General features: G+C 39.2%; 13 protein-coding genes and 1 pseudogene. 5 read left to right on the top strand and 9 right to left on the bottom strand.

The window, feature by feature from the left end; translation table 11 throughout:
* The first annotated feature begins 2 nt into the window (after positions 1-2).
* Entirely contained in the window at positions 3-1064 is a 1062-nt protein-coding gene (locus tag PVV69_RS01825) for a GTP-binding protein (protein WP_273756233.1), read from the top strand.
* Positions 1065-2612: 1548 nt separating this feature from the next.
* Here the strand turns inward: PVV69_RS01825 and PVV69_RS01820 are convergent.
* The 3 genes from PVV69_RS01820 to PVV69_RS01810 all read right to left on the bottom strand — a co-directional run bounded on the left by PVV69_RS01820 (position 2613) and on the right by PVV69_RS01810 (position 5374).
* The gene (locus tag PVV69_RS01820) at positions 2613-3362 is read right to left on the bottom strand and encodes a murein L,D-transpeptidase family protein (protein WP_273756232.1); all 750 of its coding nucleotides are present in this window, start codon (positions 3360-3362) and stop codon (positions 2613-2615) included.
* Positions 3363-3400: 38 nt separating this feature from the next.
* Positions 3401-4357: an acetyl-CoA carboxylase carboxyltransferase subunit alpha gene (locus PVV69_RS01815; RefSeq protein WP_273719765.1), complete on the bottom strand. Its 957-nt coding sequence runs from the start codon at positions 4355-4357 to the stop codon at positions 3401-3403.
* Positions 4358-4435: 78 nt separating this feature from the next.
* Complete coding sequence (locus PVV69_RS01810) at positions 4436-5374, bottom strand: site-specific tyrosine recombinase XerD (protein WP_273756231.1); 939 nt, start codon at positions 5372-5374, stop codon at positions 4436-4438.
* 263 nt (positions 5375-5637) lie between these two features.
* Between PVV69_RS01810 and PVV69_RS01805 the strand changes: the two are divergent.
* From PVV69_RS01805 to PVV69_RS01790, 4 genes and pseudogenes are all read left to right on the top strand, one after another.
* Positions 5638-6271: pseudogene (locus PVV69_RS01805) on the top strand (shikimate kinase).
* A complete protein-coding gene (gene aroB / locus PVV69_RS01800; RefSeq protein ID WP_273756230.1) occupies positions 6246-7379 on the top strand; it encodes a 3-dehydroquinate synthase in 1134 nt (377 codons plus the stop codon). The pseudogene PVV69_RS01805 and the gene aroB overlap by 26 nt, the downstream one beginning before the upstream one ends.
* A gap of 409 nt (positions 7380-7788) precedes the next feature.
* Positions 7789-8184 (top strand): MliC family protein, encoded by a 396-nt coding sequence (locus PVV69_RS01795; RefSeq protein ID WP_273756229.1) that lies wholly within the window; start codon positions 7789-7791, stop codon positions 8182-8184.
* A gap of 17 nt (positions 8185-8201) precedes the next feature.
* A complete protein-coding gene (locus tag PVV69_RS01790; RefSeq protein WP_273756228.1) occupies positions 8202-8594 on the top strand; it encodes an MliC family protein in 393 nt (130 codons plus the stop codon).
* Between the two features lie 20 nt (positions 8595-8614).
* Here PVV69_RS01790 and mnhG read toward each other — a convergent pair whose 3' ends face one another.
* Genes mnhG through PVV69_RS01760 form a run of 6 tightly spaced genes read right to left on the bottom strand, consistent with a single transcriptional unit; the run spans position 8615 to position 14666 of the window.
* Positions 8615-9025, bottom strand: coding sequence for a monovalent cation/H(+) antiporter subunit G (mnhG, locus tag PVV69_RS01785; RefSeq protein WP_273756227.1), 411 nt, complete (start codon positions 9023-9025; stop codon positions 8615-8617).
* A complete protein-coding gene (locus PVV69_RS01780; protein WP_273719690.1) occupies positions 9022-9303 on the bottom strand; it encodes a K+/H+ antiporter subunit F in 282 nt (93 codons plus the stop codon). The genes mnhG and PVV69_RS01780 overlap by 4 nt, the downstream gene beginning before the upstream one ends.
* Positions 9300-9785, bottom strand: coding sequence for a Na+/H+ antiporter subunit E (locus tag PVV69_RS01775; RefSeq protein ID WP_273719689.1), 486 nt, complete (start codon positions 9783-9785; stop codon positions 9300-9302). The genes PVV69_RS01780 and PVV69_RS01775 overlap by 4 nt, the downstream gene beginning before the upstream one ends.
* Complete coding sequence (locus PVV69_RS01770; RefSeq protein WP_273719764.1) at positions 9782-11404, bottom strand: monovalent cation/H+ antiporter subunit D; 1623 nt, start codon at positions 11402-11404, stop codon at positions 9782-9784. The genes PVV69_RS01775 and PVV69_RS01770 overlap by 4 nt, the downstream gene beginning before the upstream one ends.
* Positions 11404-11745, bottom strand: coding sequence for a Na+/H+ antiporter subunit C (locus tag PVV69_RS01765; protein ID WP_144751771.1), 342 nt, complete (start codon positions 11743-11745; stop codon positions 11404-11406). Before PVV69_RS01765 ends, PVV69_RS01770 begins: the two co-directional genes overlap by 1 nt.
* The gene (locus tag PVV69_RS01760) at positions 11745-14666 is read right to left on the bottom strand and encodes a monovalent cation/H+ antiporter subunit A (RefSeq protein WP_273756226.1); all 2922 of its coding nucleotides are present in this window, start codon (positions 14664-14666) and stop codon (positions 11745-11747) included. Before PVV69_RS01760 ends, PVV69_RS01765 begins: the two co-directional genes overlap by 1 nt.
* Positions 14667-14882: the final 216 nt, after the last annotated feature.

The raw sequence follows: 14882 nt of genomic DNA, 5'->3' as shown, positions 1-14882 counted from the left end.
ACATGAAAATAAAGCGCATTCCCCTCACGCTTATTACCGGCTTTTTAGGCTCTGGCAAAACAACTTTGCTCAACAAAATGCTACGCAATCCTCTTTTGGCTGATTGTGCTGTAATCATCAATGAATTTGGTGAAGTAAGTATTGACCATCTTCTCGTTGAAAAAACGACAGAAGGAATTATTGAACTTGCCAATGGTTGCTTATGCTGCAATTTGCGCAGTGATCTTATCGATACATTAACCGATTTAGTCAATCGCGTTCAAACGGGCAATCTTAAGCAACTCAATCGCATTATCATTGAAACAACAGGGATGGCTGATCCAGCGCCTATTTTACAAGCTCTTTTAAGCCATCCATCGTTAATGCAAACATTATCGATTGAAACTGTTCTTGCAACATTTGATACCTTAAACACTCTTTCCATACTCAAACGCTATCCCGAAATACACAAACAATTAGCACTTGCTGACAAAATTATCCTCACCAAAACAGACCTTACCAATCCAAAACTGCTTTCAAATACACTGCTTAAGACACTCAAAATAATGAACCCTACGGCACAAATTATTGATGTCCACTCTGATGAGTGCTGTTTAAATGCATTAATAAGCAAAACATTATGGGATGAAAAAGCAGAAAATGCACAACTTCAACAAGGACGCACCCTTACTTCCCATGATCATACGCACCACTCAAACATCCAAGCTTTGTCATTAGACTGTAAAGAGCCTATAGATTATACTGCTCTTCATAGTTTTCTAGATCTCCTAAACGACTTTTATGGCGCAAAAATACTACGTATTAAAGCAATTATCGCCTTGCGTGACGACCCACACCGCCCACTTGTTTTACACGGTATACAGACATTTTTTCACCCACCAATAAGACTTCCAGAATGGCCTAAAGGAACAATACAAACACGTTTTGTCATCATTGCCGATGATGTTGAAAAAGAAGCAATAGAAAAACTCTTCAATGCCTTTTTTAACAAGCCAGCAATAGATAATGCGGACAAAACTGCTATAATGGATAATCCCCTCATTATTCCAGGCATGAAATTTTAATCTTTACTACCATCTTTAAGGAAGAATAGAGGCGCCTTTCAAAAAAGCCCTCTTACATTGTACTACAAGCGCTAACATATATCATTTGATCTCTTTCTCATCAAAGACGAAAATTTTTGCTCCTTATCAATCCATAATCAGATTGGTTTTTCTATTTATGGAAACATGCCTCTCACAAAAAAGGGAACGCCACAAAACACCACTACGTTGCTCATTCACGCGCTTGTTTTCAAGGAATATTCCTCAACCCACCCAATGCGCATTTCACGGCAGAATCCATAGATGGGATAATGGTAAATACATTATGCACCACCATCTTTACGCGTATAAAGATGCAAGACCGCATCATCATCTTATTTGCCAGCTCCCAATGTGGCAACAGCTCTTGACACTTGAGAGCATTTTTTAAAGTATTTTTAGCCACACATCACCTCCATGTATAACATGCAAGCAGGCAATTTCAATTGATTCAATATAAGAGGATTTAAGGTCAGAGAAACTTACGGTATTTTGAGTTATTAAAGTTAAAAAAATATTAATTTATCATGATAAATCAAAGTATTAACTTTTTAAGAAAAAATACACCTTGAATTTTTACGTTTTCAACTTGCCTTTATATTTTAAAAGCAACATCTAGAAGTATCTTAAAGCGAAGAGAGCTCGGTGTAGAAAGTCACCTCTTTGCTTGTGTGAGAAAGGAAAATACAGAGAAAACCGCAATAGCGCTTAGTGATCACACTTTTAGCAGAGGGAAAGCGTTTAAATCAGAGAGCGATGCCTAAGCACTTATGAGAGTCCCGTTTCTCTTAAAAGTGGTGGTATCTTAATAATATCAGGTCCATGTAAATAGAACATTATTGTATGGACAATTCACGCGCTTTTTTAAAAAGCACGTGTTTCAATGTCTCAAGCCGATTCTGCAAGCACTTCCTATAATGCTGTGAATGGCATAAAGGTAAATCAATTGTGCACCACCATCTTTATCTGCATGAAAATGCAAACTGGCATCGGCATACTTTTTCAATCCATACAGCTATAACCATCCTTGCATTTAAGAGAGTTTATAAGAAGAATTTATTCTCCATCTTCAAATGTTTTTATCCACATGCCAACCCCACTTATAATAACTTATAATAGATGAGAAAATAATTTTGAGTGATTCAACATGAGAGGAATCTGAAATAAAAGAATCTTATAGTATCAGGATCTCTCATCTAAGTTGCAAGACAATGAATTATGATAAATCTAATCTCTTTATCTTGAATAGATTCCCCCTGCCAATCACTTATGTGATTCATTTCACAAGTTTAGCGAAAAAGCCTTGCCCCACATATTCCGCTTAAAACACATAACGTTTTCCTTGGTTTATGTAAAAAAACAATCTCATACATGATAGGATATTTTTAATATGCGTGAACACACCTTATATCACCGTACTGAAAAACAATATTTTACAGTCTTAGTGATACAAGAAATAAAGCATTCCAAAGAAGCAAAGAGATCTTTTTGCCTCTTTGGAAAAATCCCTATTTTACGAGACGATGACACTCAGGGCGCTAGAACACTTGAAGTTTTATTAAGTCCACGATTGAAAACGTAACGTTTTTCATAAACCTCAACCGTTGGAGGAGTACGATTTTCTTCAAAAAAATCATACCCTTCCTTCAGCATAAGCCAAAATTGATAATGAGGATCAGATTTATGGCGCGCCATATTAGCATCGGTCATGCGGAAAGGAAAAGCCTGCAACTGAAATTCTCTTTGTCCACCTCTAAAGGCATCCCGTGCAAAGGCATAAATCTGTGCCATATTCTTATCACTCATAGAATAGCAACCGGCAGAAAAGCAAGAACCATGTACCATCAGATTGCTTCCTGTTCGTCCATGGGCTTGATCATAGAGATTGGGAAATCCTATATTAAAAGAAAGGTAATATTTCGAATAAGGATTCATTTGACTTGCACTAATGGTATAAAAACCTTCCGGTGTTTGAAGGTCCCCTTCCTTATATTTAGGTCCAAGCTGACCAGACCACTTGCAAATGCCATAACGCGCCATCAATATAAAAGTCCCTGAACGAGACTGCTTCCAAATTTCAGCAACATTTTCTTCCTTAAAAAAACGCATCATTATTGGTGCATAAGGATCGATATCATACAAAACCATTCTATTTTGAATTTCTTGGGGAAGAGGCTGTTCAACTTTAGCGCGAATAGAAGCTGGCAATCTTCCTTCGCATGCCATCAATATTCCCATTGCAAACAACACACACACTGCGAGGAATCTGTTGAATATCATCGAATACAACTCCAATCCATCCCCTCATAAAAAATAACTTATGTTAAAGATCGACCAATCTGAAGATATTTTTCCCAACGCTCTTGTTTAAGAGCTTCACCATCTTTTCCAGCCATCTCCTTTAAAGCCTCTGCAATAACCGCGCCTGTTTCATCAATCACGACCTCTTTACCTCGATGTGCTCCTCCTAAAGGCTCAGGAATAATGCCATCAATAATCTTTAACCGATATAAATCTTGAGCAGTAATACGCATATTCATTGCAGCATCTTTTGCACGGGTTGAATCGCGCCATAAAATAGAAGCAGCGCCTTCTGGAGAAATAACAGAATAAATGGCATGTTCTAACATATAAACTTTGTTAGCAGCAGCAATTGCTATCGCTCCCCCTGAACCACCTTCACCAATAACGACCGAAACAACGGGAACTTTTAGGCGTAAAGTTGCTGCTGTTGATTGAGCAATTGCTTCTGCTTGACCGCGTTCTTCAGCGCTTACACCAGGATAAGCACCTGCCGTATCAACAAAAGTCAGGAGTGGCAAACCAAAACGGTCAGCCATTTCCATAATACGTACGGCTTTGCGATAACCTTCTGGACGAGCAGAACCGAAATTATAGCGCAAACGTGTTTGCGTATCATGACCTTTCTCTTGACCTATATAAGCAACTGCCTCTCCCCTAAAGCGTGCAAATCCTGCTTGGATAGCCTCATCTTCAGCAAATTTTCGGTCTCCTGCCAAAGGTGTCACATCGCTTAGCAAACGCGCAGAATAATCCATAAAATGGGGACGATCAGGATGACGCGCCACTTGTGTTTTTTGCCATGGCGATAACTTTTTATAAATATCGCGCAATGCCGTTTGAGAACGCACTTCAAGGCGTGCGATCTCATCACTCATATCAAGACTGCCTTCTTCTTGAGAAATCTGTTTTAATTCAAGAATTTTTCCATCGAGATCAGCAACTGGTTTTTCAAAATCAAGATAATTATACATTCTACCCAACTTATTTGGTGTCACTTATACACTTATAATCCATTTTATAAAGTATTTTTCAAAAACATCACCTTATTCTTATTGAGCCTTCTGCTCATCAGCAAGAGGATGATGCTCATTAACGAGGCGATAAAGCCCTGCTTCCAATACATGGGTATAAATCTGAGTAGTCGCAATATCAGAATGACCTAACAAATGTTGAACAGCACGCAAATCAGCACCATTTTGCAAGAGATGACTAGCAAAAGCATGACGCAACACATGGGGAGAAAAGTCGTCACTTTTTACTCCTGCTCTTTTAGCAAGACTTTTCAACTCCCGTGCCACAACTTGTCGAGCAATATACCCTGTCTGTGAATGGGCAGGAAAAAGATAAGGACTTTTTGCATCTTTTCCCTGATCACGCAATTCCAACCACTGCGAAAGAACTTGGCAAGCTTTTTTTGATAACAGCACCATTCGTTCTTTTTTACCCTTACCACGAACCGAAAAACTGTATCCTTTCCCTCGGATAGCCTGTACTGGAAGACTCACCAATTCACTAATACGCAGTCCTGTTGCATAAAGCATTTCAATCAACAACTGAAGACGCAATGCGCGCCAATAATTTTTTGACCCCTCATTTGCTTGGACAACCTCCTCTTGTGCCAAATCAAGCAATTTCGTTACCATATCTTCACTTATGATTTTTGGCAAAGAGCGCCCCTGACGAGGTGCATCAATATCATGGGAAGGATCATCTTCTCTCAATCCTTCAGCATAAAGAAATTGATAAAATTGACGCAAAGTCGATAAACGACGCGCCTGTGAAGACGCTGCACAACCAAGAGTGTGCATAAGTGATAAAAGGCCAATTAAATCTTCTTTTTGCGCTGAAAAAAGTGATACAGAGTGTGAAGACAATACGCCCTCTGCCCACTGCAAATCATGTTGATAAGCCGCAAGTGTATGGTCACAAGCGCCTCGTTCAGCACTCATCATTTCAAGAAAACGGTCTATTACAATATCACTTTTCATTTCCTTGATCCCCTTTTGAAGAAAGATTTAATGAATCCAAAGGGACATCAACATACATATCCACAGTTACGGGTTTAACAAACACAACAAGAGCAACCATGATACTAAAAAGAATAACAAAGGAAATAAAAAGAATCATTAAAAATCTAGTCAATGTTGGCATAAGATAATAAACTCTCTCCAGAACCATTCCGTCCGTTGAATTATGCCTTACAAAGATTAACAGGAATTGACTTTAATGTAGATAAATGCCGAAATAAATTATGGACAATAATCGATCAAAACATATTCCGATGACACAGATAAAGAGCCAGCTCTTATCATCCCTTGATAAACGCGCTCTTGTCTTTGTTGGTCTGATGGGTGCAGGTAAATCAGTCATCGGCAAACGCGTTGCCACCATGCTTCGTTTGCCCTTTTATGATTCTGATCAGGAAATCGAAAAAGCTTCAAAAATGACCATTACCGAACTCTTTAAAATTTATGGTGAATCAGAATTCCGTGCTCTTGAACAGCGTGTTATTCTCAATCTCATCAAAAAAAGTCCTCTTGTTTTAGCAACCGGTGGTGGTGCCTACATAAATCAAGACATCCGAAAAACTATTCACCAAAATGGTATATCTATCTGGCTCAAAGCCGACCTTGATATCCTCATGCAACGTGTCTCAAAGCGCAAAACGCGACCACTTCTCCAAACAACAAACCCTAAAGAAACCATGCAAAAACTCATGGAACAGCGTTATCCTATTTATGCAAAGGCAAACTTAACAATTAACACGCATAAAGAAAGCCGTCTTACCGTCGCAAAAAATGTTATACGATCTGTACAGCACTACCTCGATAAAAGAAAATGACCATAGGAACAAAAAGCATGCACACCAAAACCGTTACTGTTAAGCTGGACAAACATTGTTACGATATTATCATTGGACCAAATCTCATTACACAAGCAGCTTTGCAGATTAAACATTCTCTCCACCAAACAGATTCTCATCCAACACGTTTGGCAATTGTTACAGATACAAATGTTGCATCCCTCCATTTAGAGACATTACAGAAAGAATTAACAAAAAATAAAATTCATACTGTTCCCATCGTTGTAGAAGCAGGAGAACAATCAAAATGCTTTTCCACCCTACAAAGCGTCATTGATAAAATTCTTGCTGCACGTCTAGAGAGAGGTGACTGCGTTATTGCTTTTGGTGGTGGTGTCATTGGCGACTTGGCAGGATTTTCCGCAAGTGTTATCCGCCGCGGTATGAACTTCATTCAAATACCCACAACACTACTTGCACAAATTGACTCCTCTGTGGGAGGAAAAACAGGTATTAATAGCCAATATGGTAAAAATCTTATTGGCACTTTTTATCAACCGCAATGCGTTATTGCTGACACTTGTATCCTTGATACATTGCCACCGCGTCAATTTCGCGCTGGTTATGCGGAAATGGTCAAATATGGTCTTATTAACCAGCCTGATTTCTTTGTATGGCTTGAAAAAAATGGACAAAAAGTTTTCTCCAATGGCTCTATGCGAACAGAAGCCATTGTCCGCTCATGCCAATTTAAAGCGGACATTGTAGCACGTGATGAATATGAAACGGGAGAACGTGCACTCCTAAATCTTGGTCATACATTTGGACACATGCTTGAAACAGCAACCGCTTATGACTCAAACCGTTTAATCCATGGTGAAGCTGTATCAATTGGTATGATTCTAGCCCACCAATTTTCCGCACAACTGAATTTAATAGATACCACACTCACACAGCGCATTGAAGCCCATTTTAAAGCTGTAGGATTGCCTACACAACTAAAAGATATCGCAGGTACACTCCCAGATACTGAAACACTGATGACTTTCATTGCTCAAGATAAAAAGGTTTCGCAAAACAACTTAACGTTCATCTTAACACGCGGACTTGGACAATCATTTATTGCAAAAAATGTTCCATCAAATGCAGTTTTAGCCTTTTTGGAACAAAAATTAACGGAAATTCGTTAATTCATATTGAATATAATTGATTCGTTTTTATACTTCTATTAAAGAAAGAGATATGATGATGTCTGCGTAGCTCAGTAGGATAGAGCACAGGATTCCTAAAGAAATTGGGCGCCTTGAGGAGAAATCCTCAAAGTGGATCTGCTCAAATTCGGGGAAAGCTTCATGGGAAACCATATGCCAATCCCGAGCCAAGCCTCTCTGTTATAAGGAGAGGAAGGTGTAGAGACTGAACGGGCAGCACCTAAAAGGCATAAGCTTTATGGTGAAGAGACAGTCCAGACCACAAACAGCTTTTAACGCTGGCGATGAAAATCGAAGTGGTATGAATCCTGGGGTCGCAGGTTCGAATCCTGCCGTGGACACCATCGTATCAATCAAATCATTCTGTCGTGCAATATAGGGAAGCATTATGAAAAAAACTCTACATATTTTAGGATTTTTGGCCGCTTCAAGTTTATCACTTTTTAGCTCAAGCAATGTCTTTGCTAGCTCTATAATCCTTGAGATACCAGATAATCCAGAGCCAATAACACAAAAAATAACCTATCAATGTGATACAGGAATAAGTAAAGAACGCGTTGAAGCAACCTATCACAACGCTGAAAATATTTCGTTGGTTGATTTCAAATGGAAAGGTGATCGCGTTATTGCTGCTAATGTTATCGCTACTTCTGGAGTAAAATATGCGGGGGCCCAGTATATCTGGTGGGAAAAGAACAAAGAAATCACACTTTATGATCTCGTGGATGATCCAGAACAGAAAAAACCTATCCTTTGTAAAGATGAATCAACATTATTATTCTAAAGAATGAAAGGAATATTATGAAAAAAACTTCTTCTAAGCTACGGTCTTGTGCCGCTTTAAGTTTATTATTCTGCAGTTCAATCAATGCCTTGGCAGGTTCTTTAGTCATTGAGGTCCCAGATGATCCAGCACCAACGACAGAAATTGCTACCTATCAATGCGATATGGGAAAGAATAAAGAATCTATTGAAGCAACCTATTACACTGCTGGTGATATTGCGCTTGTTGATTTCAAATGGAAAGGAAAGCGTATTGTTGGTTCCAATGTTATTGCTGCTTCTGGAGCAAAATATGTAAGCGGACAATATGTATGGTGGACAACGAAAAATGAGGCTTTATTTTATGATCTCATCAATGATCCAAAAGAAGAAAATCCTATTCGTTGTATAGAAGAACAAAGCGCGCAATAAAATAAAAAAGACACTTGATATCAAGAATCGCGCTGGTTCTCATCGCATAATATTTCTTCTGATGTAGGCGGTTGTTCTGTCGTCTGATGTGATAAAAGAGCCAGCGGTTTTTCTGATGTATTTTCTGAATGATGTCGATAAGCTGCTGCCTGTGATACCAGCATAGAAGCCACTGGTATCGTTACAAGTAAAAAAGTCATCAATAATATTTCATGAAACACAAAATGGTGATCCACAAAAATAGAATAAAGAAACGATGCGATAAGAATACTTCCAGCTCCCCAACTTGTACTGAGTGAAAGCATATGCAAACGCTTATAAAAACTGGAAAGACGCACCAATCCTATCGTTCCAATCAATGTGAGACCAGACCCCAATACTAAAAAAACTGTAATAGCAACAGCAACCACAAGTGAGATATCATCTTTCATTCAATAATTTCTCCCCGCATGAGAAATTTTGCCAAAGCAATACTTGATACAGGACCTAACAATCCAATAATGAGAGGTGCTACAAAATAAATAGTTGTTCCTGATCGAAGATCAAATGTAAGAAACAAAAGAATAGTTATTACATAAAGAGCATCCAATCCCACGATGCGGTCCTGCGCCCGTGGACCACGAATTAATCGAAATAGCGCAAAAATCATTGCCAAACTTAAAAAAAACTGCGACAGAAAAATCCCCCAATAAAGAATCATCATACTCATGAGAAAATCTCCAAAAGCAATTGCTCATAGCGTTGTTTAATCGACTGTTGATAATTATATCCATTTTTAAAGTCTAAAACATGGAGTAAAAGCTCACTATTTTTTCTATTATAAGCAATCCAAACGGTTCCTGGAGTAACAGAGAGAATACATGCTAAAACTGCCAAAGCAGTACGACTTTCGAGCAAAAGGGGCACCACAATAAAATCAGAGTGCTGCTTTTGAGATCTTTTTGTCAAAACAAAGCAAGCCACAGAAACATTTGAAATAATAGAATCGATAAACACGCGAAAAATTAAACGAAAAACTGCACGCCAACTTTTAACGGTGATTTTTTCCGGCTCAAGAAACCGCATCATCCAACCACTAAACAAAGCAACGATAATCCCTAAAAGTAATTGACCTAAACTAAAACCATTTAAGGTCAACCACATAAAAACGATTGCCGTACTGAAAAGAGGGAAAGAACAAAAATAATTCATTGATTGATCTCCCCATTCTCAAAAGAAAAATCTTCTAAAACGCTTCCAATATAGTTTTGAGGATTATATAGAGCTTTAGCTGTTTCAGACATATAATGGCTAACAGGAGCAGCTAAAATTGTTATGAGAAAGCACAAAGCCAGCAGAGCAGCAATAGGTGCAAATTCAATCACCTGCACACGCGGAATTCTCCCTTCAAGAGAAACCCAAAAAGTTCGAGTACCCATTCTTGTGAGAGCAATTAAAGTTGCAAAACCAGATAGGGAGACAAAAATCACAAACAGCCAATCTTGGTAAGCCGGTAGGAAAACAGATAAATCTCCCTTAGTATGGTTTAAAATTGCCATAAACATCATAAATTTAGCCACGAAACCAGAAAAAGGCGGCAACCCAATAATTAAGAGGGCACAGATACAAAAACATCCCCCGAGAATCGCTAAAGTTACTGGTAAATAGGTACCAACTTCATCTTCTTCCTCCTCTTCATCGTCTCCATAAACTTCCATTGTAACAGTCAAAACATTCGCCGCTACATCCTGACAGCGTTCAACAAGTTCCACCAAAAGAAAAAAAGCACCAAGAGCTAAAGTTGAAGAAACGATATAAAAGAGTGCGCCTGCTGTCAGTGCTGCATGGCCAATCCCAATTGCACTCAACAATGTACCAGAAGAGACAAGAACGCTATAAGCTGCCAAACGTACCAAAATTTGACTAGCCAAAATTCCAATAAAACCAAAAGCTATGGTAATCAACCCACCGTAAAACAAAATCATGTGACCAAAATAGCTAAAATATCCACTTTCAGGACCAAACCATAACAATGTCAGACGTAAAATAATATAAATACCCACCTTGCTCAAAAGAGCAAAAGAAGCCCCAACGGGTGCTGCTGCTGCACTATAAGTTGGTATCAACCAAAAATTAAGTGGCCACATCCCTGCTTTGAGTAAAAAAGCGATCCCCAAAAGTGCAGCCCCTATTTCAAAGAGAACAATATCCGCAGAAGCTATATGTTTTATTTTTACAGCCAAATCAGCCATATTCAAGGTACCAACGACTCCATAAATGAGTGCCGTACCAACGAGAAACAACAACGAAGCAACAAGATTAATCACCACATAATGCAATCCAGCACGCACACGTAATTGACCAGAACCGTGCAAGGCAAGCCCATAAGAAGCGGTTAACATGACTTCAAAAAACACAAATAAATTGAACAAATCCCCTGTTAAAAAAGCACCATTTATTCCAACCATGAAAAACTGCATCAATGACTGAAAATGAGGACCAGCTTTATACCAATGTGCTCGTGCAAAAACCAATGCAGCAACCATTAACAAGCTGGAAAGTACAAGCATCATAGCGCTTAAGCGATCAAGGACCAAAATAATTCCAAAAGGAGAAGGCCAATTGCCAAGCCGATAAACCTCTGCAGCTGGTGCAACTTCAAGAATACGCATAACCAATAAAATGGCGATAATAACCAACAATCCAGCAGAAAACAGACTTATGAATGACTTAAGTTTTGCACGGCGTTCATCATAAAAAAGCAGGAGAGCTCCAGTGATTAATGGTAAAACAATAGGCAAAATGAGAAGATGGCGCTGGTATTCTTCCATCATTGCACCTCACGTCCATCAACGTGATCTGAACCTGTTAATCCGCGTGAAACAAGAAGGATAACCAAAAAGAGAGCTGTCGTTGCAAAACCAATCACAATTGCTGTTAAAACTAATGCCTGCGGAAGAGGATCAACGTAATTTTCTGGATTAATCACTTTAGTAGGATCAACAATCGGCGCAGCATTGCTACGTGGTCTACTCATTGAAAACATAAAAAGATTGACTCCATAGGAGATCAAAGACAAACCAAGAATGACTTGGAAAGTGCGTGGACGTAAAATGAGCCAAATGCCTGATCCAACAAGAACACCTATAGCCAAAGAAAGAACAATTTCCATTAATTTTCCTTCTCTTTCAAAAGAGGTTTCTTACCGATTCGATAACTACGAATAGACTGGTGTGCCAGTGCAATTAAAATGAGAACTGTTGCCCCCAAAACAAGAGAAAACACACCAAGATCAAATAAAAAAGCAGAAGCCATAGGAATCTTTCCAATCAGTGGCAGATGCGTATATTGGAAAAAAGAGGTTAAAAAAGGAGTTCCAAAAAACCAAGCTCCCACTCCCGTCAAGACTGATAACAACAAACCAAAGCCCATCCAGCGTAATGGCAAAACCTTCAAATGGCTTTCCACCCAACGAATATCACGGGCAAGATATTGCAAAATAAAGCCTATCGCTAAAGTCACACCACCAACAAATCCACCGCCCGGAAGATCATGCCCGCGCATAAATAAATAGACAGAAAAAGCGATAATAACCGAAAAGAGCCATCCCATAATAACAGCAGGAACAACAAGATAGTTCAAGACGCTATCCCCCACATCCCTATCAGGCTGTTCCATATCAAAAGCTTTCTGAACACGTTGTTGAAAAGGCGCATCAATACTTTCAGGAGCAGGACGAAAGCGTCGTAAAAGAGCAAAAACCGTGAGTGAAACAACACCTAAGACGACAACTTCTCCCATGGTATCAAAACCACGGAAATCAACCAACAACACATTCACAACATTGCGACCACCAGCACCACTATAAGCATTTGTTAGAAAAAAATCAGCAACTGTTGAACCCTGAGGACGTGTCATCATTGCAAAAGAAAGCCATGCAACACCAACACCTCCCATAACAGCTATAATGAAATCACGAACACGACGAAAACGCACATAAAAACAAACATGGTTTGGATCAGGATTATATAAACGCTTAGGCAACCACCGCAAGCCAAGCAATAATAAAACGGTTGTCACCACCTCAACAACCAATTGTGTTATTGCTAAATCGGGTGCGGAGAGCCACAAAAAGGTTGCACAAGTCATCAAACCAGCTCCACTCAACAGCATAAGTGATGCAAGGCGATGAAATTTTGCTTGCCAAGCAACCAAAAGAGCACAGGATCCACCTACCAGCCAAACAGCAAGAAAAGGAATATCAAGCGGAAAAAGCGGTAACGATCCCGCTGAAATAAAACCGTCGTACCAAAGCAAAAGACCAACAAATGCAAAACACAGCAAAAAAATCCAATGTAATTGCATTTGCAAACGACGTGTCGACAAAACTGCTTCCAGCGCCCGTGCCCATTTCCAAGAAATAATCACCAGAACGCGTTCAAAAATGCGTGTTCCTTTCAAATGACGAAAAAAAGGAGGACCATCATCACAAGATAAAAAATAACGATGCCCGAAGACATAAAGCAATCCGCCTCCTGATAAAGCCACAAAACTCATCATTAATGGCGTATTAAGCCCGTGCCAAACAGCCAAACTATAAGGAATTGTCATGGGTCCTAAAACAGAGACAACAGCATTATCCAAAATAGGTCCTATTGTTAAATTAGGAAAAATACCAACTGCCAAACAAATAAACACCAAAAGTTCCATAGGTAAACGCATAAAATGCGGTGGTTCATGCGGGGTTTTGGGTAAATTAATAGGTTTTGCCCCTAAAAAAACACCATGAATAAAACGTATAGAATAAGTCACACTAAACAGACTAGCGAGCGTTGCCACATATGGTGCAATCCAATCGAGCCATGAGTCCATATGCATTTCAACCGCTTCAGCAAAAAACATTTCCTTCGACAAAAAGCCATTTAACAAAGGAACTCCAGCCATCGCCGCACTCGCAACCAAAGCAAGAGTTGCTGTAATAGGCATAGTACGATAAAGACCTGTCAACTTACGCATATCACGTGTTCCGGTCTCATGATCAATAATGCCAGCAGCCATAAATAAAGAAGCTTTAAAAGTAGCATGATTAGCCATATGAAAGATTGCCGCAACACATGCAAGCGAACTACCAAGGCTTAAAAGTGTGGTAATCAATCCAAGATGACTAATCGTTGAGTAAGCAAGTAACCCTTTTAAATCTTGCTGGAACATGGAAAAATAAGCACCAAGCAGCAAGGTTGACAGTCCTGAAAAGCCTACCAACCAAAACCAAGTTTCCGTTCCAGAGAGCACAGGCCATAAACGAACAAGCAAAAACAACCCTGCTTTTACCATTGTTGCCGAATGTAAATAAGCCGATACCGGTGTTGGAGCAGCCATCGCACCAGGTAACCAAAAATGAAAAGGAAACTGTGCACTTTTTGTTAATCCTCCCAATAAAATACAAATAAGGACAGGATTATAAAGCACACTTGATCGGATCATCTCCCCAGAATGCAACACCTTATCCAAATCAAAACTACCAACAATATGACCAATCAATAAAACACCAATAAAAAGAGCAAAACCACCAAAACCTGTGATTGTTAAAGCCATGCGTGCTCCCTCACGCGCACTTGCATTATGGTACCAATAACCGATCAACAAAAAAGAAAAAATACTGGTGAGTTCCCAAAAAATAACCAAAAAAACGAGATTGCCAGATAAGACTATCCCTGTCATTGATCCCATAAAGGCCAGAAAAAAAGAAAAAAAACGCGGTACAGAATCCGCCTGATCCAGGTAATAACGCGCATAGACAACAACAAGAAGTCCAATTCCTGTAATGAGCAAACAAAAAAGCCACGCCAGACCATCCATACGGAAGATCAAATTAACATCCCATTCTGGAAGCCATGAAATATCTAAACGTACCACGCGATTTCCATGCACCGATGGATAAAGTATAACTGTAAAAAAAAGACTGAAAAGTGCAACAACCCCAGCAAACCATGCTTCATTATTTTTTGCTGTCGAACGAAACAAACTGATGACAGCACTTCCACCAAAGGGAAGCAAAACGAGCAACATCAACATTGCTTCCCGTGTTGTCATTCTTAAAACTCCATATCATCCTTCAATATTTTGTCGATGACAAAATAAAAATTTACCTTATCACCCCCCTTATCACACACTTAACGATAATAAGATTTAATAAAACTTAAAAGTGGTTAAAATTTTTAAAAAACAACTGTTACATAAAAAAAGCAGACACTGCATACACACTCCCTCTTTATTTTAAGAACGAGAATGAGCACGACAAGGCTTGAA

Origin of the sequence: Bartonella sp. MM73XJBT (assembly GCF_028618465.1) — a bacterium.
Classification (GTDB): domain Bacteria; phylum Pseudomonadota; class Alphaproteobacteria; order Rhizobiales; family Rhizobiaceae; genus Bartonella.
This window is presented reverse-complemented; position numbering and strand designations above follow the sequence as displayed.